The sequence below is a fragment of the Marinobacter sp. ELB17 genome, from assembly GCF_000169375.1.
Taxonomy (GTDB): Bacteria; Pseudomonadota; Gammaproteobacteria; order Pseudomonadales; family Oleiphilaceae; genus Marinobacter.
This window is the reverse complement of record NZ_AAXY01000016.1, coordinates 32892-56404: the sequence shown is the minus strand read 5'-3', so window position 1 is coordinate 56404 and position 23513 is coordinate 32892. Positions and strand designations below refer to the sequence as shown.

At 48.7% G+C, this 23513-nt stretch carries 12 protein-coding genes; 7 read left to right on the top strand and 5 right to left on the bottom strand.

Annotated features, from left to right (window positions below; genetic code table 11):
- Positions 1-169: 169 nt before the first annotated feature.
- Positions 170-1756, top strand: coding sequence for a diguanylate cyclase domain-containing protein (locus MELB17_RS15865; RefSeq protein WP_083796409.1), 1587 nt, complete (start codon positions 170-172; stop codon positions 1754-1756).
- A 159-nt stretch (positions 1757-1915) separates the two neighbouring features.
- Here the strand turns inward: MELB17_RS15865 and MELB17_RS15860 are convergent, their stop codons facing one another.
- Both MELB17_RS15860 and MELB17_RS15855 read right to left on the bottom strand, forming a co-directional pair.
- On the bottom strand, positions 1916-2971 hold the full coding sequence (locus MELB17_RS15860; RefSeq protein ID WP_007348110.1) for an IS91 family transposase: 1056 nt from the start codon (positions 2969-2971) through the stop codon (positions 1916-1918).
- A 1-nt stretch (position 2972) separates the two neighbouring features.
- Complete coding sequence (locus MELB17_RS15855) at positions 2973-3878, bottom strand: tyrosine-type recombinase/integrase (protein WP_007348111.1); 906 nt, start codon at positions 3876-3878, stop codon at positions 2973-2975.
- Between the two features lie 153 nt (positions 3879-4031).
- Between MELB17_RS15855 and MELB17_RS15850 the strand changes: the two genes are divergently transcribed.
- The 3 genes from MELB17_RS15850 (at position 4032) to MELB17_RS15835 (ending at position 9926) form a co-directional block, all read left to right on the top strand.
- Positions 4032-4889, top strand: coding sequence for an EAL domain-containing protein (locus MELB17_RS15850; protein ID WP_227498937.1), 858 nt, complete (start codon positions 4032-4034; stop codon positions 4887-4889).
- A 1320-nt stretch (positions 4890-6209) separates the two neighbouring features.
- Complete coding sequence (locus MELB17_RS15840) at positions 6210-7073, top strand: TIGR02391 family protein (RefSeq protein ID WP_007351310.1); 864 nt, start codon at positions 6210-6212, stop codon at positions 7071-7073.
- A gap of 471 nt (positions 7074-7544) precedes the next feature.
- On the top strand, positions 7545-9926 hold the full coding sequence (locus tag MELB17_RS15835) for a DUF4238 domain-containing protein (RefSeq protein WP_050774946.1): 2382 nt from the start codon (positions 7545-7547) through the stop codon (positions 9924-9926).
- 332 nt (positions 9927-10258) lie between these two features.
- Here the strand turns inward: MELB17_RS15835 and MELB17_RS25105 are convergent, their stop codons facing one another.
- Both MELB17_RS25105 and MELB17_RS15830 read right to left on the bottom strand, forming a co-directional pair.
- A complete protein-coding gene (locus MELB17_RS25105; RefSeq protein WP_007351308.1) occupies positions 10259-10411 on the bottom strand; it encodes a hypothetical protein in 153 nt (50 codons plus the stop codon).
- On the bottom strand, positions 10408-11856 hold the full coding sequence (locus tag MELB17_RS15830) for an anti-phage dCTP deaminase (protein ID WP_007351307.1): 1449 nt from the start codon (positions 11854-11856) through the stop codon (positions 10408-10410). The genes MELB17_RS25105 and MELB17_RS15830 overlap by 4 nt, the downstream gene beginning before the upstream one ends.
- A 282-nt stretch (positions 11857-12138) precedes the next feature.
- Between MELB17_RS15830 and MELB17_RS15825 the strand changes: the two genes are divergently transcribed.
- Entirely contained in the window at positions 12139-12417 is a 279-nt protein-coding gene (locus MELB17_RS15825; protein ID WP_319795889.1) for an antitoxin Xre/MbcA/ParS toxin-binding domain-containing protein, read from the top strand.
- Between the two features lie 1599 nt (positions 12418-14016).
- Here the strand turns inward: MELB17_RS15825 and MELB17_RS15815 are convergent.
- Positions 14017-15606 (bottom strand): TnsD family Tn7-like transposition protein, encoded by a 1590-nt coding sequence (locus MELB17_RS15815; protein ID WP_050774945.1) that lies wholly within the window; start codon positions 15604-15606, stop codon positions 14017-14019.
- A gap of 204 nt (positions 15607-15810) precedes the next feature.
- Here MELB17_RS15815 and hsdR point away from each other — a divergent pair, with 204 nt between their 5' ends.
- Both hsdR and MELB17_RS15800 read left to right on the top strand, forming a co-directional pair.
- The gene (hsdR, locus tag MELB17_RS15810) at positions 15811-19335 is read left to right on the top strand and encodes a type I restriction-modification system endonuclease (protein ID WP_007351302.1); all 3525 of its coding nucleotides are present in this window, start codon (positions 15811-15813) and stop codon (positions 19333-19335) included.
- Positions 19336-20151: 816 nt separating this feature from the next.
- Entirely contained in the window at positions 20152-23229 is a 3078-nt protein-coding gene (locus MELB17_RS15800; protein ID WP_157133322.1) for a glycosyltransferase family A protein, read from the top strand.
- Positions 23230-23513: the final 284 nt, after the last annotated feature.

Here is a 23513-nt window from a genome sequence, read left to right as displayed (position 1 = left end):
CTTGATCATTGACTCCGTGTGACCTTCACGTTCTGATACTATCAACAGTCGACTACACTCAAATCGTATCCACCCTTATGAGTAGAGTTCGCTCTGACTCAATAGATCAGAAATCCGGCGGTCCTGTTGAGCGACCCTTGCGCCGTCCGGCCATGAGCAGGGAAAGAAAATGACAGGACTACATAGCCAGTATCGGCAGCCTCCACGATTAAAAATAGCCGGCATGTTTGTGGGACTTTTTGCCCTGATTCTGATCGCCATCGGTTTTGCAGTTTCCATTGTTCAGGTACAAGCCGCAGTCGCGGCGTACACGGGTGGCGAAAGCATTTGGTCCAGATCACAGCTGAGCGCTGTGATCTATTTAGACCGGTACGCTCGTTCCGGTGATCCCCTGGATTTGGAGCAAGCCAGAAGCTGGCTTTCCATTCCGCTTTCTGACCGCAAAGCACGTCTGGCTATGGAAGGTGAATCATTGGATGCCGAGGCGGCCCGAGCAGGCCTGATCGGTGGCAGGAACCATCCGGATGATGTGGATGGCATGATCTGGCTGGTGCGCAATTTGTCCGACATCGATGCCTTCCAGAAGGCTATTGTTGCATGGCAACAAACAGACCCCGGTCTGCTTGAACTCGTTGCAATTGGTGATGCCCTGGAAATGAACTGGTCGGTAGCGCAGCCTGATCTGACTCAAATAGCATTACTGCGTCAACAACTGACGGCAGCAAACGATGGGCTGCAAATATTTTCGTTGCAGTTTCGTGAGGCAATGGGCAATGCGGCCAGATGGGCAGCAGACGTATTGTCTATTGTAAGCATCATCTTCCTGCTGTTTCTGGCATTTATGGCGTGGCAAATCAGTGCGCGCCTGACACGATCGGTTCGACGCTCCGCACAGAACTTTCGCGCTATATTCGAACAGGCAGCCGTTGGCATCGCTCAGATTAATAGCGAGGGCAATGTGCTTGATGTCAACGAGACTCTCAGCAAGATTTTGGGTTATTCAAAACCCCAATTACTTGTCATGCGTTACAAAGATCTGTTGCATCCCGAAGATTGGGAGTCCGGTCGGCTACAGCAACAGGAAGTGATGTCTGGAAACACCAATAGTTATACTTTTCAGCAGCGTCTGATGAATTCCAGCGGAGGCTCACTCTGGGCACGACTGACCGTGTCTATCGGTCACTACCAAAAAACCCGCACGACCAACTATATCGTTGTTTTGGAAGATGTTTCCGAATCCTATCGCATGTCAAAGGAATTAAACTATCAGGCGAATCACGATGAGCTGACCGGACTGATAAATCGTCGAGCGTTCGAGCGTCACCTGAAGCATGTGGTGAGTCAGGCGCAAACAGAACACGGCGCCCATGCCTTGTGTTTCGTCGATCTGGATCAATTCAAAATTGTAAATGACACATCGGGTCATCTGGCAGGCGATGAGTTGCTGCGGCAAGTCGCTGCTATAGCCCGTCATTCACTGCGTGAGAGTGACGTTCTGGCGCGACTTGGCGGAGACGAGTTCGGCATCATTCTGCGCAACCTTACGATGGACGCCGCGGCGGGCATTACGGAAAAGCTTCGTGCAGCGCTTGAGGACATGGTGTTCACGTGGGAAGGCCGAAGCCATAGTGTGAGCTGCAGTATTGGTGTTGTACCTATAACGAATAAGGATAAGTCGCGCTTGCCGCGACTTATTCGGTTGTTGAACGAGCCCGGCCGGCCTCGACACTCTCTATATAGCAAATATCTAAAATGAACTTGAGGGAAATAGCGACGTTATAAAACGCCGCTATTTCTTTGAGACGAGCCTAAACCTCGCGGCTATCACGATAAAAAAATAAGGTCATTGTCATGGGTGTTTCTGGTCTCCTGCTGGGATGGCTTGATGCTGCTACCTGTTGTTGCTGTCGCTCTGCTATCCCGGTTGCGGCTTCACCCTCGGTCTAATAAATCCCACAATCGATAATGGCTGAGCACAGCAGCTGCAGAGAAAGCTCGGTCTTGCTTTAGCCGTTGGCGCGGGCAGCTTTACTCTGAGCAGGTACTGCACCCATCGCAGTGTTTTCTTGGCATTGCCGTGTAAAAAACCAAAGTCTCTCGTCCGTCTGAATCCTTTGGGCAGGGTATGCTGAAGCAGCAAGGCAATAAAGTCCTCGCCAGGTAGCTGTCTGATGTTGGTTTTTCCGGTGGTACTGTTGACATACCGGAAGCGGATAGTGTCACCATCATCGGCCATGATATTGCTGTTGCTGATCACGCCACGGTAGAGATAGCGGGATAGATATTTCAGTGCCGGCAATCCGCTTCCGACAGGCTCACAGTCGACAATCCATGCTTTGGGAATGTCACGCGGTAACCACAGGCCACTTTGTTTGAGTGCCTGCAACAGCCTTGCGCGAAACACGGTGGCGAGGTTCTTTTCCTTGAACAAATACTTGCCCCGTTTTTTTCGCCACTCTTTGCGGCTTTTTAGTAATCCCCCTGCGGGCACAATAAAATGAATGTGCGGGTGATAGTCTAATCGCCGAGAGTGGGTATGCAGCACGCCGGTCATGCCGATGTCGCAACCTAGCTGCCGATCATTGCGGGCAAATTGTTTCAGCGTGTCGGTGGCACACTTGAACATCAGTGAATAGACATCGGCCTGATGTTTTTTTGCCAAGGCCCGCAATTGAAACGGCAGCGTAAAGGTCACCATAAAATACGTGACCGGCAGTAATTTGTTCTGCTGTCGCTCCAGCCATTGCGTGGCGCTATGGTTTTGACATTGGTTACAGGCGCGATGCCCGCAGGATTGGAAGACACGGCCGGACCAGTCGCACGCCTTGCACGCCAAGGCGACCTCGCCGTATTGACCTTCGCGGCATCCTGACATGGCGTTCAGCGCCGACCATTGGTCTTTGCTGGTCGACTTGCCGTGCTTGATTTTGAAGCGATCACCGTAGCGATGAAGGAGCTCCTTTACGTTCATGCTAAACCGCCCCGTCGAGTTTGACTTCGAGTTGGTCCATTAACGTGTTAATGATCAACTGGGTGTTCTGATGGACCTCATCGGTCAGCTGCGTGTAGATGGCCGTTGTTTTAGGGCAGGCATGGCCCATCTCGAATTGAATCGCGCGCAGGTGAAGGTTGCTGGCCGTGAGGTGTGCGCCATAGCAGTGGCGCAAGCTGTGAGGCGTAATGTCTTTATGGATGTTGCAGCTTTTGAGTATGGCTTTAAACGATTTCTGTAAGCCGCTGCGATCCATGACGGCAATCGCCAATTTTCTCTCTTCGGGTGTTCTGCCTCTGGGAAACAGGAACTGTGGGTGACGGTGTGTTGACCAGTAATACCGCAGGGCGGTTCGTGTGATGGTGGGCAGCGTGACCACCCGATCTTTTTGCCCTTTGCCCAAGCGCACATGAACCTTCATGCGCTGGCCATCGATATCGCCGACTTTTAGGTTCAAGGCTTCGCCAAGCCGCAACCCCATGCTGTAGGCGACAAGAATAAAGGTTTGGTAGCGCAGCTCACGGGTATGGTTAATGACACGCTCGATTTCAGCCTGGGTGAGAATATCGGGTAGGGTTTTCTTTTGGGGTGGCTTGACGATATCGACCCAGGTCCAGGTTTTATTGAGTACGTGTTTATAAAAGAACTGGAGCCCGTTACGATCAACCTTAACGGTGCTCCATGAGTGTGAGTGGACCAGCGCGGTAAAGTATTCTTTCAGATTGTCGAGCGTTAATGTATCGGGGCACCGGTCAAAAAACTCGGTAACACGCCGAACAGCTCGAGAATAAACGTCAATGGTGGTGGCGGCTTTTCCCTGCCGGTGCAATGCATTAACATGCTGTGTGTACAGTGAATGGTAGTGTGCTTGCTGTGCAGCGTTCATGGGTAAACCCTCTCGTTTGTAGCCCTTAATTGGGTGAGAGAGGGAATACTTAGTTTTGGGAGGGTTGGCAACTTTGCCGCGTAGCGGCTCCGTTCAACAACCGGAGTTGCAGATATCAGCACGATGCTGCGTGCTGTGGATATCGCTTGTTACGTGGCAAAGAACCAAGGCCGTAACCGGGTATACCTCTCCGTCGTTGATGACGTACAGATTTCAGAACAACGCATTGAGATGGAATGGTTGAATCGAATCCAAGTAGCTTTGCAGGAAAACCGGTTCTTTCTTGACGCCCAGTTAATAGCGCCAACGGTTAAAGGTGGCAGAGGGCTGAGATACGAAGTCCTAGTTCGGCTGAAAGACAAGGAGGGCAAGACCATTCCTCCCGGTGCTTTCTTGCCAGCTGCAGAACGGTTTGGTATCGCGCACAAGATTGATCGTTGGGTGATTAACGAAGTCTTCCGGCAGCTTGCGGCGCATACAGCGCACCTGAACGAGTTGGACGCGTGCCATATCAACCTTTCCGGTCGTTCATTTGATCAGCCTGATTTCGCTGAGTTCGTGATCGAACGGTTGCAGCATTACGGACTTTCGGGTGGCAAGATCTGCTTTGAGCTGACTGAAACAGCCGCGATTCATAACTTTGCTGATGCCCAGAATTTTATGGCACTTCTGGGTGACTCAAAGTGCAGTTTCGCGTTGGACGATTTTGGAACCGGGCTGTCGTCTTTCAGTTACCTTCGTCGCCTTCCCGTTGATTACCTGAAGATCGATGGTGTTTTCGTGCGGGACATTGCGACGGACCAAACAGATTTGGCTATGGTTCGGGCGATAAACGACATCGGGAAAACTTTGCAGAAAAAAACCATAGCGGAGTTCGTTGAAAATAACGAAACCCTGGAGTTGCTCAAAGAAATGGGGGTGGACTTTGCACAGGGGTACGGGCTCCATCGCCCGTGTCGGTTCCAAGACATGCTGTCCGGCAACGTCGTGGAACCACGCACATCTCAGTAAACGGTCTGATGAACCCGACACAAGCCACCCTAGTGCGCGCCGGGCCGACTCTCCGCTAAGAAGCGGTTGCCAACACCTAGCCCAGTTTCTGGTCTCCTACAGATTCCTCAAACTGCTCAACGTTCCAATGTCGCTGACTGGCAATCATCACCCGTGACACCAATTTCACAAGCTGCTCATGCTGGAATTCGTCACGATAAATGCACTGGACACTGTTGTTATGGTCAAAGCTACACACCGCTGAGCCAGGCCGAAAGCGTAGAAATTATATTTTTAGATTATCGATTGCGCCAATACTATTGGTGCAGACACAGAACTCTTCCAATTGCAGGGTTGAGGAGCCAGTTGAGCCGTGCCAAATCACGGATTTAGGCTATAGTTCATCCATAAAATCGTTATCTGCGATTCCTGATCGGGAACTGGCAAATGAACGGATTTTTTCGTTAAGAGGGTTAAAGAATGGCTTCACTTTCTCTTAAAGTTCCCCAGTTGCTTGTTGCTACACGCCCTTAAATCGACCCACTTGCCCTTAGTCGAGCTGCGACACATTTTTTGAAGCCCGTTCCAGGTGCGTATTCCAGGCCAAGGTTGCCACTGATTCCAGACGAAGCCTGCCACCCATTCCACGCGAAAGCTGCCACCCCGGCAGGTTGCCTGACTCACCCCATCAAACCGTCCGGCGCGGGATAACTTAACGTAATCGGTCATTCCCTAGATTCCTGAAAAGAATGACCTGACTTTGCCACAACGTTCGTGAGTTACCAACTTTATTACAAAGTTACCAACTTTATTATGATCCCACAAGATATTGTCAGCGGACATTAAAGTTTGATAAAAAATGCGTTATTTTCGCGCATTTTCGGACTCAAAAAATTCTAAAGTTTGATATTTTACAACCCATTAACTAATTACTCTGACCAGCTCAATGCCAATAGAGTTTGATACTTCTAAAAACTGGTCGAGTTTTATTCCGCTTAAACAGGCGACTCACCATGAGCAGCTCTAGAGTTAGAAAAAGCGTATTTCCTGACCTTTCGCTCATATTCGGCAAGCATATCCCTGACCTGGGCAACTAGGCCTACGTATTTTTTGGCAAAATTTGATCTATCTCTTTATAGTTTAGCCACTTTCAGCTTAGCAACATTCACCTAATCGACTGCATCAATTGCGTTTGGGTAAATTGAGGTTTTGTTCCCTCATGATAGCTGATTGTTTCTTGGGTTGCGTTCGTGTCGATTCGTAGCCAATCTGGAGATCTTCCTTCAAGAACACCTCGCAGCTAATGCTTTGCGTTGGCTCCTTAGCTAGTGGAGTAGCGTTTTGTTCCGAAATTTAGATTCTTATGCCGGCATTGAGTATCTGGGTGAGCCGGGTATTACGTCTTATTGCGTAAAGGCCATAGTTCAGTTGGTCCATGCTGGTGTCTGTATAAGCCGTGCTTACGTCCTAACAGCAGAGAACTATCATGCTTTCGTACTTCATACGGGCGCAACTGATGTCATCGCTGTGAAGTCCGGATTCAGTTCTGGTTATCCCGGTGAGGGGCCGAAAGGGCTAGCAGACGCGCTGTACCTCCTTGATCGTCATTGCGAAGAAATCGACGAGTTTTATGTCGATCAGGCTATCATGGACCGGCTGAACGCATCGTGTCTTTCGAATAAGGATATGGAGGTATTGGAGGCGAGCCGACCACTTCGCCCGCAGCGGTGGCGTGACTATATATATCATCAATATGGTCTGGGGGATCGGGATGATTCTAGATTAGCCCGCCTATTTCCAACATCGGTTCCTTTTTCAATTTTAGATCCTCGCCTTGTTGACCTAGCTGTTCGCTTTGAGGCAGAACCCGACAACGTAATTCTTAAAGGTTACAGACGTTTAGAGGATCTGATACGGCTTAGACTGGGGGGCTCAGAGGAAAGCAACTCGAAGTTAATGTCAGAGGCTTTCCTTTCTAATAAAGGGAAAGGTTCTACTCTGCATTGGCCCAGTATGCACGCAACCGAGCAATTCGGAAGGGCGCAGCTATTCATTGCGGCTTTCCAAGCTTTCCGCAACCATCGAGCGCATAACGAGAAACGAGAGCATTTAGCGGACGATTTGAGGGAATTTTTGTTGCTCAACCAGCTCTTCATACTCGAATCTGAGGCTAAGTTCAGAAATGAGAGCGGCGGTGCCGATTGATCCGATAACTTCCCGCCCGTCTTGATCCCGAGAGTGGCAACCTGCAGTTCCTTTTGATCTGGACCTCCATACCCCGAAGGCTGGAAAAAACGATATCTGCAGACTAATTTGATTAAATACAATCAGGAGCCATCTCATGATGGCTATAACAATTTTAATGTTCGTTGGTGATGAGGCTCCTCGCCAACCTGAATAGCTGTTACGGCTCATATCTCGACATTACTTTATCCTCGTACGTCGCCCGGAAGCTGTGGCCCTGGCGGCGTAGTCCAATAGATACTGAGAGGTCATGCGGTAATCCCTCCATTTTTAACGGGCACTTAATTCAACTTGATTAGGCTATGGTGCAACAATTAACTTGGCCCGTCGGGAGAAGTTAATTAACGCTCCATAATTAGGCGTTTTGCACAACGTTCTTTGTATTCTGTTAGGCTCTGCTTGTTCGGCAACTATTGATTGGTGCGTGATCTTATGAATAAGACAAGGGACAATCACTTCGTACCACAGTGGTATCAGAAAGGGTTTATGGATGAGCGAAGCAATCAGCTTTGCCATCTCAAAAACCGAGACATAGAGCTACCAGACGGCAGCATCAAGAAATCTCCTTCAACGAAATGGCAGACAGCCGCTCAACGGTTTTATGAAAAAGACCTCTACTCAACATTCTTCGGCGAAAACCTAAACGATGAAATTGAACAGAGGCTCTTCGGCCCTATCGACGACAGCGGTTCAAAAGCCATTCGCGCATTTCTAACCAACGACCAATCTCAATGGCATCGTTCGTTCCAGGATCTATTCATTTATTTAGACGCACAAAAACTCCGATCACCAAAAGGACTGGACTGGATTAAGAGTAAATATCCGGAACTAAGCCAGCTGCAACTAATGATGGAGATGCAGTCGCTTAGATCCATACACTGTACTCTATGGGTTGAGGGGGTCCGAGAGCTGGTATCTGCCGACGACTCAGATGTTAAATTTATTGTTTCGGATCATCCTGTCACTGTCTACAACTACGCCTGCCCCCCAGAGTCAGAATTATGCAAATATCCTAATGACCCTGATATTTCCCTGAAGGGCTCACAAACAATATTTCCATTGGATAAGAATCGCTGTCTGATTTTAACAAACCTTGAATTTGCTCAAGACCCAGACAACGCTAATCCATTAGAGCAACGAACCAACGCAACCCGGTTCCACCAAAGCATGGTCAAAACCATCGAGTTTATTAATACTCGAAGGCTTACGGCCGATGAAGTCACTCAGATTAACCACGTCATCAAAAGCAGAGCCCAATCATCTATAGCTGCAGGTAAAGAGGAATGGCTTTATCCTGAAAAAAATGTAACTTACGACTGGTCTCATATCCAGCAGGTTCTTCTGCCGCCAGCAGAGGAACTATACAGATTTGGTGGCGAAATTTATGCCGGATCCGAAGATGGTTCTGTTCACTATCAAGATGCGTTTGGTCGAACAACACCACAAAATGAATTTTTAAGTAAAAACACTGATGAGAATAAAATTGGCCGCAATAACCATTGTGGCTGTGGTAGTGCCAAAAAGTACAAGAATTGCTGCAGGAATGTTCCTGTAAACCTGCGAGCCACGTGGAACGTACTAAGTATTCGAGAACGAAACCTAGCATTTTGCAACTGTATCCGCAGTGTTCTTAGACTCGACAGCGGTAAAACTTGGGTAGATGTCAGACGTGAGCTATCTGAAGAACAGATCTCAAAGATTTACGGCTTTTATTCAGTATTATGGCCACGTCAGACCGATATCTACTCACTCCTGTCAAAACCCGATGGCAAATTTCGGGGGCTTTATACAGGACCACTAGACGTTCGAATCATTCGCACACATGCGCTGCCTATGGCATCGGTATTCGATGAATTTTTGATAGAGATGCCAATAACTAACCCGAATAACGTTCGGCCAGAATTTAGCCCAACAGAATCACCAGGATCATACAAATATCAGGCACTAAAGGATTTTCTCTTTATGCTTGAAATTGAGCCATTTATTGAGCGCGGCTTGGTAAACCTAATACCTGATCCAAGTGAATTCGATCTCGATTTGATGGGCGCGTTCATGGAAATGGCGAGAGCGCGAGGTAAGAGCGAAGATATTGTGTGTGAGGAAGATAGGCAATTGGCGTTCGGCTTAATGACCGAGGACATATTGAACTCGACAGCAATGATGCCCACGGAAGTGAAGATTCAGATGCTTATCGATCAGTTCGGATTATCCAATTTGGAGGCAACAGGGATGGTTTCTGAATTGGAGAGCAATGCCGAAGCTTCACCGCTGATGATTTTGCAAAGCGTGGGCACTGTCAAAAGCGGACAGTTTATTCAGTATAGATTGGCACCGAATTACGAGATGTCATTGTTTGTTGCGCAGGTCACTGGCTCGGTATTGGTAACTGACAGTGGTTCAAGATGGCGACAATTGAGGGGTGCGCAGCATCGAAAACAGGGCATCGTCAGTTATCCTTGGAATACTGTTCTAGATCAACTAACTCTGATTCCTATCGACTATCAGTTTTTGAACACGCTGCAGAAATCTCGGAGCCATTTCGCTTCATTTAGACATCTTCTAAAGACGATAGATAACATGGTTTTAACAAATGATCGAGATTTCGAAAAATTGACTCAATTGTCAGGTCAAACGAAAGACGTTAATGATCAGATTGAAGGACTCGGAGATCACCTAGCAAAGAATTCATTGAAAATTTGGAGTCCTGACGGCGGCTTCCATGATGCGCAAGTCCAAAGGCTATTGGCTCGATCAAGCTGCCCAAGATATGACCACCAAGTTCGGTCGGTTTATGTTATTGGTCTTTCAATTTAGAAGACGCCTCAAAACAAGATCAGTGCGGACCAAAAGACAATTAATAATCAACGTGAGCTTTCCTCACTGCCCAGAATCTAGTCATATTTTAGCTTCTCCATTGGAGAGGCAAGATTTTGAAGAGGGGGTGAACCCCCTTTCGTAGAACCTGTTTCGGCTAAACCTGGATATCGATAAATCCGTGCTTTAAGTAAATTATGATAACCATGCAGTTACGGTAATTGTAGTAATTTACTAATTTCGGACAGTATATCAAGTTTTTATTCAGTCACAAAAAACCTTACCAGTAGTCAACTACGAAAAAATAACAGACGTCCCTGTCCTTGTTATTATTACGGTTTTTTTACCTTAACCAATTGATCGTTCGTTTCTTTTCCGTTTGAAGAGCAATGGACTTTTGAGAACTCGCGCTTCCATGATGGCCAAGAATTCACAATATCCTGAGCTCTTTGGTGATTCTTTTTAATCAGTTCATTTTCACTCATTCCTGCCCCCTTACTAATCTAGCGAATAGATTCACATTATCTGTTTCAGATTCTAAGTAGGATAGCGGTGACATTGGTATTCTTAATTCCGCTGCTCCTCTACTCCAACTAACTATTGCGCCCTTATCTTTTCTTTTAATTTTCCTACCATTACCTAAATTCATTGAAAACAAATCAATAAATTTTCTAGGCCCAATCCCAACAAACTGCCTAAAGTTTACTTTATTTAGGACCGGGCTTTCCGAGTTATTAATCGAATCATCATGCAGTGTAGTCGCAAAACTTTTTGGATATGGCTCAATGTAAACAACTTCCTTTATCCCGGCTACAACAATATGCTTCGCACAATTATGACAGGGGAAAGTTGTGGTATACAATTTAGCATCCCTAATCGATATTCCATTTCTGGATGCTTGTAACAATGCATCCATTTCAGCATGAACAGCTCTACCGAACTCGGTAAGGTCACCGATTCTGGTTTTTGAAAGCTTTAACTTATATTCTTCAACCTCGTCTTCACCAATATCTTTACCGACAATAGACTTTATTACATCTTCCATGATCTCATTTCGCTGCATTTCGTTAGAATCACATTTACGTACATAGTCTCTACAATCATCTTCACCCGGCCAATATAAGCCACCCCCAAACTTTGGAACATCGTTAGCGCCAGTAGAAACAATATCGCCCATTTTATTTGTAAGCACCGCCCCTACTTGTCTAGACAAATCTGCGGACCGTAGCGACGCGGCATATGCCATAAACATGGCATACTCTTCCTCTGTAGGTGGCTGATAAGGATGGGAAAATATTAAATCAACAATTCTCCCTATTTGCTTCGATAAACGGATGTTGTCATCTGTTGTTGCAAATGCATCTGCTAATTGGAATACATTTCTTGTTTGTTGGCCGAGCTTATCACTTTCTTTGTCATCTCTCTGAATAAGCCTATCAAGCTCACTCTCGCTTTCTACTCCTTTTAATTCTCGTAAATAATGCTTTTTGCTCTCCGTGCTAGCGGATATTCCTAGCAAGAAAAATCCTTGTCCGTATACTTGTCTTAATGTATTGACTTCTTCAGCATGCTTTAATGATCGGATAACATGAACAGTGCGTTTTCTCGGCAACACTGTTTGATTTTCAGAAGTACGTTCTAAATTTATTTCATCCATAGCCATTAGGGCATAAAGATCACCCCTATCATATCTATTCCGCAATTCAGTTCCAGTTTTCATCGCCCAATCAAGTCTTTCAATTTCATTAAGATCTTTGCACGGACGCATTTCAAAGTGTTTAGCCACAAGCTCGCTTAAATGAATATAGTTAACATGATAATTAAACTGTCCAAAAATATCTTTAAGCCTACTTTCTACATCGTCATGATTGACGCCCACCGGACTTGCAAGACCGATCACCAGCTCGCAATCTTTTGCGTACTCAACCATAGTGTCCGCCATAATTTGGTTAATTCAATTAACTATATTGTATAACTTTAATAATTTTGGCTCGTGAGCTAGATTTTCTTAACTTTTTCAAAATTTTGACAAGAAGGGTCAAAAATTCCATATTATAGATTGAGCTTTATCGCAGTATCTGAGCATATCCAACGTGTTCAGCTTATGTCTATAGTCTACCCCCAACTCGATGACAATTCTCGTATAGGCATCCCAGTTTTCGCCCCTAAAAGATAACTCAATACGAACTCGGTATCGAAAGCACTATGTGCAATACTGACCGAGCACATCGCTGACATTGCCGGCTCACGCCTTCGCAAGGGGAAGCCCACCATGAGCCAAAACGACATGGATCTGAACATCCTACGCACAAAGGCTATTGCGGAGGCCGTCGCGCTGTTCGAAGGGGATCAGGAAGCCGCCGAACACTGGCTCTCGACGCCCGTCCGTGGGCTGGGCCACAGAAAACCAAATGACCTAATTGCAACCAAGGAAGGTATTCAGCAGGTACGAGACCTAATCGGTCGGCTCGAACACGGAGTTTTCTCCTGAGACCGGCCAAAAAAAGGTTACTTACGCCGCATATTACGAGCTACTTTTTGTGTTGCGCCGTGTAAATTTGAGACCCATCGCTTCTCATATGTTTCGAGGTCAACTCGAACGGACTGTTTATCTTCCTTAGTCCTTTGGTCAGACGACTCTTTTATATTTCGAGCGGGGCGTTTTTTTACGTTTCGATCGGGGTGGTTGCTGGTCCCCCATGCGGCGCTGTAGGCTTGTATCCGCGAAGCCTTCCAGTGAACACCTTCGTCAGAGCATGATTGAAGAAACAGATCGATAAGGTGCTTTGCGTCGGCATCTTGGTCAAAACTTACGATCAGATTGCTCAGTGAGCGATCGTGTATCATGCTCTCCGTATCAACCTCAATGATAGCAATAAGAATAGACCGGCACTCTATCCAAGCAACGTAGCATTGAACTCGCTCACCATTATACGTATCGCAAACAGCATGCCGATTAGTTCTTGTCGGGGGTAAAGAATAGCACCCCAATTCAATGAGGCTGAAATTCGGTCGCTTAGTTAACCTGCTCACCACACCCTCAAAAAAACTAAACCTATCTGACGGCTGCGCATCATTAAGCTTAACGAGATAGTGGTCATCGCTTTCAGATCTGTTGATACCATGATCCAGCTCCCGACCAGTTCCTCTTTCATCCGCATGACCCGGACTAGTGGTTTCGCTGATTGGCACTGACTCGGGATCTACGCGCGGTTTTATCCGAAAAGTCTGGCCGTTCACACGGACCTTCACCTGCAAGCTTTTATCGAATGAGAAAGTAAATCGTTGGTCGGTCACTTGGTCTAATCGCCTACCAAGTTCCGGCTCATAGCCTAGGTCCAGAAGGGGGTCAGGGTCTCCGCGTTGCACAATTGGACGCTTTCCACTTTCGGGCTTTTTCGGGAGAAGTTGCTTAAATCTGGGATGATCAACTAATATCTCGTTGAAACGGTACCGTGTGGGATTATCAAAACCTGTGATTTCATTAACTGTGAAGTTCTTATCATCTGACGAACTGTAGTATCCCGACCCGGATATCTCCCAGTTTTTCATGTTCGGTGGCGCGAAACGGAAATTCCAGAGCTCCTTTGGCGAACTCATCAAGCCAACTAGGATTGAGTCAAAACTGCGACGGGCATCGTCATCCAACAAAATCCACGCAAGATGCTGCAATGCTGATTTCGACCTGAGGTTCGACAGCGGGTAGTCCGCCAAAGACGAAAACTTGATAACTGTCGTTTTGCCATCTATTAATGGGTGCGCCAACCCTTTCAAGCCGTTTGGGCGGAATGCAGTTCTCGTCAGATGATGATTGTGAAGAAAAAGGCACCGAGCCAACTCTAGTTGACGCACCCGGACAGTGGATCCATCCTCATTATCAAAATGCATCCAGTTTTCACCTGACTCAGAGGCCACTGCCGTCGGTTCACCGGTTACTTTGAACTGGTGCGCATCAGTGCCTGTCTCGGGAATCCTTTCTTTGTTCTGGTAGCGGCTTCCAACAACCAACAGTGGAACTAGGTCGACAGGGACAAAACTTCTACTTTGGCCTTCGAACTGCACCCAGATGAAGGGTTTAACTTTTCGATAATCAACCCTTCGATACTGGATTCCGCCCACTCTTATCAGGCCGGATTCGGAAGGGAATTTCCGAAGAAACCTGCCACGCTGGGATGACTCGCTCCAGTATTTGTCGGCCAGCTTCACGACACTTTCGCTGATCAAGACCGGCAATTCGTTCAATTTCATAAGTCGGTGTCAGCCATTTGTTATCCAGAACCAAGCGAGCAAATATACATGCCAACCGCCTCGCCTGATACTCGTCGATCGTCTCGGCATATCGAACAAAAAATTCTTGGCATAAAGGCAGCGTGCTTAACTTTTTCTCAAGGATTTTTCCACCCGCAGCCTGCTTACAGTACCAGTTCTTTGACCGCCTGAGTCCGTCCAGATCATGCCAGACAGACCGTTCAATAGCGAAAAGCTCCCGCACAATTGTCCGGTCACGCCTTGTCCAATCAATTTTAGGCTTCCTTTTAGATCTGAGCTTTTTGGGCTTATGTGATGCAAGCCAGTCCGAATCGAACCGATATAGCCAGGAATAGACTCGTGCGCCCTCCTGCTGCTTCCGAATGTCACGCAGAGAGCCATAGTGGCTCAGTAGCTCGTTCCATAGCGCCCGATACTGGTGACAAACTTCCCCGGCACGTGCCGAAAAGTACGTTGCCTTCTCTAAGGGCTGTTTCGGAAATTTAGAAGCCTCAGCTAACACGTTACCCAACACGGGCTCTTTGTCGCAAAGAGAAAACCAACAAACGAAATGCTGCAAATAAGAAAATGGCCGGCGATGCTTTCGGAACATCGAGACCAACCAGTTTTCAACAAGGCCAAGCGAGAGACCCTGCCTCTCCAGCCAGTCAACTTCCCAATAAGCGCGAACCCGAGCAGCAATTTCCTGATGCTGCACGACTGTCCCTCTACACAGCCCCTGCTGGCGCGCCAAGTCTCGATAAAATCTCGACCATTGATGGATGTTGGGTGCTTCTGTCGTTTTGCATCTGAGCAAGTCTGAAACACCAACAGATAACAGCAGAGTTTTTCTAGCTGCCAGTGGCGACACTGCAGGAATATGTTGCGTGATGCCTTGTGTGCCGACAAACCGATGCCGCCTATGCGACTGTAAAGGTACGCCCGTATCTATCAACAAACAGCTATGCTCCGGGCATGCTTCGACACCCGGACACTGGAAAAGCCTTTGCCAATATCGGTAGCCATTTCTTCTCAACTGTTGCTGACAGCATAAAGGACAGACCTTGAAGTTAGACGGCCAAACGATATTCGAAGCGTTAAGGCCTGTTCTCAGCATACTGTGATTTTTACCCTTGCCACATAAATCACGAACAAAATGACTGTAGGCTTCGGACGCTACGAAGGGACGAAAAACTGGCAGAAGGGTATGCTTCTCTAACAGTTCGCGGGGTGAGATCGTCCATAGATGCCCGATATTCGCGAGCAGTTGATTTGTATGGCCCTGAAGGATCGACGAAGGCACAATTTTCTGAGAAGCAAAAAGCTGACGCAAAGCCACTTTATCGTCTTCCAAACCTTGCCGTTGGACGAATCTCGCTATAACGCTGCCAATCAGTTCGTCGCAATGTGCCATGGGAAATTGCATCAACATATCTGATCAACCCAGCCTGTGATTGTTCAAATAATAGTCAATGATTTGCATCTCTGTTGATTGGCCCACCCAACAAACGCTGATAAAGTCATAACGAAGCGAGTAAGGTAACCGTTAAGAGTGATTTGACCGTTCTCGTTAATCACTGGTCGGCTCATGGCTTACTACAAGTCTGGTAATAATGTTGGGTAAAGGGAGCAAGTTGTGCAGGAGAGCAGTAACCCATCGGCAAACTTTGGCTTTTTGGTGGAACATGATCAACTTTTCGTTGAGCTTGCAGGCACCGCCGAACGCGCTTTCTCAAGTGACCCCAACACAACACTGATCAAGCTCCGTCAGCTTGGTGAAGCGCTGGCGCAGCACATCGCCGCTCTTTCAGCGGTCGATTTCGACGAACAGACAAGTCAGGCCGACTTGCTCTGCCGCCTGAACAAAGAGCTGCGCTTTGAGCCCCAGGTAAAAGAGCTTTTCCATACCCTGCGCATCGAAGGTAACAAGGCCACCCACCAGTTCCGCACCCGTCATAAAGAAGCAATGGACGGGCTTAAGCTTGCACGGGCGCTAGCAATCTGGTTTCACCGCTCCTTCGGCAAAGCCGGCCCCAACTTCAAACCCGGCCCATTCATTCCTCCGGCGGACCCCAGTGCCCAGCTACGCCAGCTGCATACAGACATCGAAAAGCTCCGTCATGAACTCCAGCAAACCAATATGGAACTGGACAGCAGCCAGCAGCTCAGCCAGTTGATCGAAAAAGAAAAGATTGAGTATGAAGCTCTTGCCCTGGCAATGGATGAGGAATCCCGAGCCTCGGCCGAACAGGCACGTCAGCATGAGCAAGCGCTGATCGAACAGCAGCAAGCCTATGAAGATAAAATTAGAACCCTGCAACAACAGCTAACCACTCAGGGCGAGAAAACCGTTAACGAACAGCGCCAGCAGGTGGCCAAAAAGACCAAGGCCGCCAGCGATACTCTGGTACTGAACGAGGAACTCACCCGCATTCTGATCGACCAACAACTGGTTGAGGCGGGCTGGGCAGCCGATAGTCAGGAAATCACCTTCCAGAAAGGTGCGAGGCCCGAAAAGGGCACGTACCGCGCCATCGCTGAATGGCCCACGAACGACAAAGGCGAAAAGGGGCGAGCGGATTATGTGCTGTTTGCGGGTCTCACCCCTATTGCTGTAGTAGAGGCCAAGAAAGAAAACATCAACGTGGCCGGAAAAATCCGCCAGGCCGAACGCTACAGCAAAGGCTTCAACGTAAAAGCACCGCTGGTCGGCGCCTGGGAGCTCACGGGTCGCACTATCGCCTGGCCGACAGATGATGACGGCCACTACCTGGTGCCCTTTGTGTACTCCTGCAATGGCCGGCCCTACATACCGCAGTTAGCGGAGCAGTCCGGCACTTGGTTCCGGGATGTGCGGGAACACAGCAACACACGCCGAGCGCTGCCAGGCTTTCATACCCCAGGTGGCCTACTGGATCTGCTGGAGCGGGATAAAGAAAACGCGGAAAAGCTGTTGAAGAACGAACCGTTCGGGTACCTCAAACTACGGGATTACCAACAAACAGCTATTCTTGCTACCGAAAACGCACTGGCCCAAGGTATTCGCGCCGCACTTCTAGCCATGGCAACCGGCACCGGCAAAACCCGTACTATTATTGGGCTGATGTACCGATTCCTGAAGACAGAACGCTTCCGTCGCATTCTGTTTCTGGTGGACCGCACCGCGCTGGGTCAGCAAGCTATCGACGCTTTCAATGAAGCGCCGCTGGAACAGAACCACACGCTCAGTAAGATCTATAACGTCGCAGAGCTGGGCGACCTGGCCTCCGAAGCAGAAACCCGCATTCAGGTCGCCACCGTACAGGCCATGGTGAAGCGCATCTTCATGAGCGATACACCGCCGCCCATCGACCAGTTCGACTGCATCATCATTGATGAAGCTCACCGCGGCTATACGCTGGACCAGGAAATGACTGAAGGCGAACTGGCTACCCGGGATACTAGCCAGTACATCTCCAGTTATCGGCGGGTGCTGGACTACTTCGATGCGGTCAAAATCGCTCTAACCGCCACCCCAGCAAAACACACCAGCGAAATCTTCGGCAAACCCGTTTACACCTATTCCTACCGGGAAGCCGTGGCGGACGACTGGCTGATCGATCATGAACCACCCATCCGTTATGAAACCCTGCTCACTCAGAATGGTATTCACTTCGAAAAGGGTAAACCTGTCGAAGTGATCAATACCCAGACCGGTGAGGTGGACACCACCGAACTGGAAGATGAACTGAACTTCGAAGTAGAAGCCTTCAACCGCCGTGTTATCAACGAAAACTTCAATCGGGTGATTTGCGAGCAACTGGTGCATGAACTGGATCCGTTCGGTGACGAGAAAACGTTGGTCTTCTGCGCCACCGACCTGCACGCCGACATGGTCAAGCGTTTGCTAGATGACGCATTCAAAGACCTATACAACGGCAGCTACAACGAAGCAGCCGTGGCCAAGATCACTGGCCAAAGCGATAAGGTGAACCAACTTATTCGCCGATATAAGAACGAGCGTTATCCCAGCATTGCCATTACCGTAGATTTGCTCACTACGGGTATCGACGTACCCCCTATTTGCAACCTCGTATTCATGCGTCGGGTACGCTCGCGTATCCTCTACGAGCAAATGATCGGCCGCGCCACCCGTCGCTGCGATGAAATCGGTAAGACCGTATTCCGCATCTACGATCCTGTGGATATCTACGCGGCGCTGCAGGATGTCAGCACCATGAAACCGCTGGTGAAAGACCCCAACATCACCCTGGAGCAACTGGTCGGCGAACTCACCGATGACGAGCAGCTGGAAACAGCGCTCAACAGCCCAGGCGAGCAGCAGGGCGATACTCAGGCCGATGTTGTTCTCAGCCAGCTTAGTCAGAAGCTGATGCAGGTTCTGCGCAAGGCCGACAAAAAGGCCGAAAATCGCCCAGCGCTAAAACAAAAACTGGACGAACTACAGCAACTCTGGGGTGTTGAACCGAAATCCCTTCATCAGCACCTCCGCAAACTTGGCCCTCGCCGGGCCTCAGAATTTATCCGCCAGCACAGTGGCCTGCTGAACCAGCTTGCCGAGGTGAAACAGCTCGCGGGTACCGAATACATGCCGTTGATTTCCAACGACGAGGATGAGTTCAAAAAGCGCACACAAAGCTATGGGATTCACGAGCGGCCAGAAGACTATCTGGATGAGTTCAACCGGTTCATTAAGGAACAGCTCAACCAGTCTGTGGCTCTGGCTGTAGTAGTCAATAAACCCAGGGACCTTACCCGGGAACAGCTCCGAGAAGTGAGACTTCTCCTGGATAACAACGGTTACTCGGAAGCCAACTTACAAACCGCTGTTCGCAACCAGACAAATAAAGACATCGCCGCCAGCATCATTGGCTACATCCGCCGCGCCGCCCTAGGTGAACCGCTGATCCCTTTCAAGCAGCGCGTCGCCGAAGCTATGGACCGCATCTATACCCAGCACCAATGGAGTCTCGCCCAGCGCAAGTGGCTGGATCGGCTCGCCAAACAGCTCGTCCATGAGGTGGTCATCGACCGCGCAACTGTTAATCAATTACCCGCTTTCCAGGGTGGCGCAAAGCAATTGGATAAGGTGCTGAATCAGCAGCTCGACAATGTTCTTGAAGAAATCAACGGTGCCATGTGGCCTGCCCAAACTGCTTAGTAAACCAAATGCTACCCATAGTTACATTAATCGCAACAACACCGAGGTTAGAACTGCTGGAACGGCATGCGCTGCCATCTATCCGGTGTCAATCGCTGCAACCTTCAATGGTTGTAATCGTCTCAGATGGCCGCAGTCTGAGGGATTTTGAAAGACAGTCGATCCAATTGAAACTACCTTGCATGGATTTTCTTTTTTTAGACAACGGACACAGTCCGGGAGTCGCAGGGAGCTGGAATACCGGTATCAAAGAAATTCTACGAATCTTTTCCGACTGTTATGTGGCCATCATTGACGATGATGATCGGTGGCAAGAAAATCACTTGGTAACATGTCTTAATTTCTCAGATTACGGCTCGGCAGATGTCGTTGTTCCAGGGCTTCATATAGTAATCAATGACCAAGTCGTAGATACCAATTTACCATCCAATTTACGTCCCGCGGATTTCTTACGAGGAAACCCCGGCTGGCAAGGCTCGAACACCTTTATCAAGGCCTCAATACTTCGTTCAGTCGGAGGATTCACCGACGGCTTAATCAGCTGCAATGACAGAGACCTTGCTATCCGTGTCCTTAGTCGGCCAACGATTGACGTGCGATACACCAGCACGGCAACCGCTTTCTGGAACTGCAATTCGAATCCTTTGGCGCTTTCGGCTCCCAGGTCAGTTCAGAAGCTGAGAGGGTGTGCTCAGTTTCTCCAATTGTATGAAAGGCAAATGTCGGAGCTTGACCGAAAATTTTTCTTCGACCGCATAGAGGAGCTTTTTCAGTGGTCCATGCAGGATATAGAGGCAGAAAAGCGGAGGCTTACCTTTGAATAAAAGTTTCTCCTCATCCGCACCGAGGCAGTACTCGAAAGTGCTTGCAGACAGGCGGCTATGCACGCTCAAAGACTGCTCAGCCCGATACCAACGCGCTTCGGTTTTAATAGCTATTGCGCATCAAAATCAAACTACAGAACTTAGGAGGTCGCTATCCAGTGCTCTCAAGCAGACGCTGGTCAAACAGGCAGTCGCACAAATTGTCATTCTCGATGATCAGTCTGAAAAAGGATGGCAGGATTCAATCGAAGACCTTTTGAATGAGCCGTCCGTTACAATATTAACTGCAGAATGTGGCTCTCCCGCCAGAGCCCGAAATCAATTACTCGACTGGGCCGACAAACAAGTCGGCTTAGAGTGGATAGCCCGCTTGGATGCAGATGACGAGCTGGCTGAGATTCACAGCTTGGAAGCTTTACTCAATGCCACGGACTGCCACGACACAGTTGCCGTGGTCGGAAGTAACGCTCTCCGGCTGGGTGAGCGTATTCTTCCATGGGCGAATCGGGCCGATGCTGAAGAACTACTTGATCTTAATAATCTGACGGCATACGTGAAACGTTTTTCGTTTGGCGAACAGGAACGCGAACTACCCTCATGTAACCTTATGTTGAAAAATAGGCTCGGACTGCGTTATCCCAACACTCGAAGTGCAGAAGATCACTGGCTTCTATGCAACCTGATCATCAAATACCCTGACGGCGTCCGAACAGTTTCTGACCCGCTCTTCTGCATCTATTCTTTAGGAGGAAAGGATACAACTGAGAATAGGCAAGCCGGAGTCTGGCACGATCAACGACGGCGCCTTGCCTATTTCCTCGATAAACTGAGTCGCCTGAAGCAGACAAATCGCCAGATTCTCGGTTATGGAATGGAAGGTATTGTCTGGTGTCAGCACCATGAAATCATCAAAGATTTTTATCCCTGGGCAATGGCCGATAAGGATGTTGAGCGCTTGGACAGGCTTCTAGTCAGCCCTCCTCATTCGATTTCAGCAGTAACCTGGATCAAAAAAAATGAAGTTTGGCAGTGCCGGACTCCACAGCTGAATAGCAGAGCAGTAGCAACTTACATCCCAAAAAAAGCGCTTTTCCGATTTTTAGTGGACCTGTACCGGTCACGGATCTGTGCGCTCAATATTAAAAGAGACAATCTTCGCCTCGATGATACTGGACACCTCCACTACATAGATATTGGAAAAGATATCTGCCGGCTTTCGAGCAGCGGATTCCTTGATATGTCCGCCAGACTCTTCTCAATTGGGATCCTTGGAAACGACGACGAGGAGTGGGTTCGGAGAAAGTCTTGGCGAACGCAAGATGAGTCTTTAAGCCAAATGCCCGGCTTCAAAAGCTTTTATAATGAGCTCATCAGCTCTTTGCATTCCCAATCATTAGCCAATCACTATTCGCCTTTGCTCAATCCAAAAGACACGCAGGTCACTCTTCTGATTAAAGCGTGTGCGCAGGATGCTCAAGACTTTTATGAACAGATTTCCCACATTGTCCATCAATTAACACACCCGGCCCGATTCGCAAAAATATTGGTATTAATTGACGACTACCCCGGCCCTTTTCTGCGGCAACATGCGAAGCCAGACCTGCAATCACTTATCGAACAAACCAAACAGCTGCAGCAGGCGGGAATAATTGACGGATCGCTTACGCCACCTACGGACAAGTCCACCATCCAGAGGACATATTCGAATTGGTTCGACACCTCCACGATAGCTCATACTCGTACGGCGGATAACGCCCCCCTGTACCCTCAAATATGGGCGTTCTCTGAACTCGATACTCGCTATGTGCTGCAGTGTGACTGTGACGTGCTCATAGGCCGGAAAAACTGGCACCATGATTATCTAGCCGACATGCTGAGAGCTATCAAGGCGGACAGGGTTCTTGGTGTGGGGTTCAATATACCGAAGCGCACCGACTTTTTTCTGGAGTACTTTGGTGAGCCGGGGCAGTTCGCACCTGAAGTCCGTTTCGGTTTATTAGATCTTCAGCGTTTGGAGAGTCGTCTTCCCATCGATAACCCAACCGAGGATGGCCGCTTCAAGTTAACCTGGCACCGCGCAATCCAGCAGTTCCAGCGATCCAGTGGGAACTGCACCTGTGTTCGTGGCGGAGACCCAGCTTCGTTTTATATTCATCCTCAAAATGTTGACAAACCGGCGCTGCGTTCCGGTGTCATTCGGGATTTGATCGCCCAAGGCATGGTGCCAACCCATCAGCAAGAGCAGTTCGATCTAATCATCGAGCCGCAATGGCAATATCAAGAACGTACCGAGTCAATTATTTTTCTCATAAAAGGCCGCTACACTTCAACCGAAAAATTACAGCGCTGCCTGGCTTCTCTGGCTCGACAAACCGAGCAGGGGTTCGGCCTCATCGTTATCGATGACGCAAGTGGTTTTCAGAAAACGTGGCATTACCCCATGAGACTTAGCTCGTTCAATGGCCGTTACACGCTGGTTAGGCAAGCGGAGAATCAAGGCCGGATAGCTAACTTTCTTCTCGCAGTCAATGAAATCTGCACGCGAGCAGACTCCCTGATTGTCATTCTGGATCAGGATGATTTTCTCATGCAAAACGATGTGGTTGCCCAACTGCTCGACGCAAAGAATCGTGGAAGCGACCTAATCCAAATGCCAATGTATCGCCCCGACAAACCCCTAAAGCAGTATCAGCCCGATTATCAGCAACCCAGATTGAAGGGCGCAGGTAACACATGGGCCCATTTGAGAGCCTTCAGAAAATCTCTGTTTCAACAGGTGCCAGAGTGGTACTTCCAGAGACCCCAAGGGAACTGGTTCGATTCCGTAACAGACTACGCAACCATGCTGCCCATGTCAGAGCTGGCACAGAAGCCAACCTTCCTGGATACCGGCTATGCGTACTGGCACGAGCGCGCCCCCTATGAAGAACAGCAGCTATCTCACCAAGCCCAATTGATCCCCGAAATACTGGCTAAGCCCGCAGCCAGAAAGTCTGCTGAGCTTGAGCAAGTCGATAAAGAGTACGAGACATACAGTGTGACGCAAAGTGGTCGTACAACCACCAGCTAGGAGTCGTCGTTTCAGTCCTTGAAAGGAAGAAAAGTGGTTCCATTCGCTGAATCGCCTCTAAACTGGCGTGTTCCAACCAACGTTCCGCAGGTACCTGCACCAATTTTTCAATCAGTTCGCTCCCTGCAGTGCGATCAAGGCCCGGTAGTTCAGTCAGTGACGGATATGGATTGAAAGGGACTGCTCCAGGGGATTCCTCGTCAGGCAGCCAAAAACCTGGCCAGTCCAAAGCATGCGATATTGGCAAAGCGACCCTGCGTTCGCCCAACCAATTATGGTAAACG

What these genes read in the sequence shown, in the direction of transcription:
- MELB17_RS15835 (WP_050774946.1), top strand. Translation starts at nt 7,545, where the DNA reads ATGAATAAGACAAGGGACAATCACTTCGTACCACAGTGGTATCAGAAA.
- MELB17_RS15860 (WP_007348110.1), bottom strand. Translation starts at nt 2,971, where the DNA reads ATGAACGTAAAGGAGCTCCTTCATCGCTACGGTGATCGCTTCAAAATC.
- MELB17_RS15855 (WP_007348111.1), bottom strand. Translation starts at nt 3,878, where the DNA reads ATGAACGCTGCACAGCAAGCACACTACCATTCACTGTACACACAGCAT.
- MELB17_RS15815 (WP_050774945.1), bottom strand. Translation starts at nt 15,606, where the DNA reads ATGTTGATGCAATTTCCCATGGCACATTGCGACGAACTGATTGGCAGC.
- MELB17_RS15830 (WP_007351307.1), bottom strand. Translation starts at nt 11,856, where the DNA reads ATGGTTGAGTACGCAAAAGATTGCGAGCTGGTGATCGGTCTTGCAAGT.
- MELB17_RS25105 (WP_007351308.1), bottom strand. Translation starts at nt 10,411, where the DNA reads ATGAGTGAAAATGAACTGATTAAAAAGAATCACCAAAGAGCTCAGGAT.
- MELB17_RS15865 (WP_083796409.1), top strand. Translation starts at nt 170, where the DNA reads ATGACAGGACTACATAGCCAGTATCGGCAGCCTCCACGATTAAAAATA.